Here is a 1,721-nt window from a genome sequence, read left to right on the forward strand (position 1 = left end):
CACACCCGCCCCGCGTTCACACCCGTCAGCGCATGATCGTCGCCTGTGCCAGGTCGACCGGCAGCAGCAGCCGCAACTCGTCGATCTCGGTGGTGACCGTCCGGCTGAGCCGGCCCGCCTGACGGGTCACCATGGCCTCCAGCACGCGCCGCGCCGCCCGCGCGTTGCCGAAGTCGGGGCCACGCCCCAGCTCGGAGAAGTAGACGTGCAGCGCCTTCACCGTTCCGGGCGCGCACTCGTAGCCGTCGGCGACCGCCTGCGCGCACACGATGGCCACCAGCTCTTCGTCCTGGTAGTCCTCGAAGTTCACCCGCCGCGAGAACCGGCTGGCGAGTCCCGGGTTGGAGGCGAGGAAGCCCTCCATCCGGTCGGTGTATCCGGCCACCACGAGCACCACCTCGTCGCGGTGGTCCTCCATGAGCTTCACCAGGGTGTCCACCGCCTCCTGCCCGAAGTCCGAGCCCGATCCGCCCTCGGGGGTGAGCGTGTATGCCTCGTCGATGAACAGCACCCCGCCACGGGCCCGTTCGAAGACATCGCGGGTGAGCTGCGCCGTGTGGCCGATGTAGCGGCCCACCAGGTCGGGGCGCGCCACCTCCACCAGCTGTCCGCGCGCGGCGACCCCCAGGGCGGCCAGCAGCTCGCCGTACAGCCGGGCCACCGTGGTCTTGCCGGTGCCCGGGGAGCCCGCGAAGACGAGGTGGTTGCCGACCGAGGGCGCGGGCAGCCCGGCCTCCTGCCGTCTGCGGGCCAGCGCCAGCAGGTTGACCAGGTCCTCCACCTCGGCCTTGACCGCGCCGAGTCCGATCATCCGGCGCAGCCGCTCCAGCAGCTCCGCCACCCGGCCCTCGTCGCGGCGGCCGGGACCGGCGGCGCTCGCGTGCGCCGTCGGGCCGACGTCCTGCGGCAGCAGCCGGGTCAGATCCGGCTCGGTCACTTCGGCGACCGAGGCGAGCCTGGTGGCCTGACGGTCGATCATCTCCTCGAACACGGTGCGGGCCGCGCGGCCGTTGCCGAAGTTCTCGTCCCGCTTCATGCCCTCGAAGCTGCTGCCCAGCGCGGTGACGGTCTCGTCGGCGAGTTCGTAGCGGTGCGCTTCGCACATCGAGCGCGTGATGGTGACCAGCTCGTGCACCGCGTAGTTCTCGAACTCGACGGTCCGGCTGAAACGCGAGGACAGGCCGGGGTTGGAGGCCAGGAAGCCGCGCATCTGCGGGGCGTATCCGGCGGCCACCACCACGACGTCCTCGCGGTGGTCCTCCATGAGTTTCACCAGGGTGTCCACCGCCTCCTTCCCGAAGTCCGGCCCCGAGCCGCCGTCCTGGGTGAGGGTGTACGCCTCGTCGATGAACAGCACGCCGCCGAGGGCCTTCTCGAACATCTCGGTGGTCCTGATGGCGGTGCCGCCGACCACCTGCGCGACCAGTTCGGCTCGCGAGACCTCGACCAAGTGACCGGTGCGCAGCACGCCCAGCTCGGCCAGGATCGAGCCGTAGAGCCGGGCGACTGTGGTCTTGCCGGTGCCGGGCGGTCCCGCGAAGACCAGGTGGCGCGCGGTGGACGGCACCGGGAGCCCGGCGGCGATCCGCCGGCGGGAGAGCCTGTTGAGATTGACCAGGGTCATGACCTGCTGCTTGACCGCCTCCAGACCGACCAGGGCGTGGAGTTCGGCGAGCGGCCCCTCGGGGTCGGCGCGCGCGCCCGTCGCGCCGCCGTCCCTA

At 71.8% G+C, this 1,721-nt stretch carries 1 protein-coding gene; it reads right to left on the reverse strand.

What is annotated here, in order from left to right:
- Positions 1-25 precede the first annotated feature (25 nt).
- A partial coding sequence (locus QMK28_RS33875; protein ID WP_326443532.1) for an AAA family ATPase occupies positions 26-1,721 on the reverse strand: 1,696 nt, incomplete at its 5' end.

The sequence above is a fragment of the Streptomyces sp. H27-D2 genome (assembly GCF_035828615.1).
Classification (GTDB): domain Bacteria; phylum Actinomycetota; class Actinomycetes; order Streptomycetales; family Streptomycetaceae; genus Streptomyces.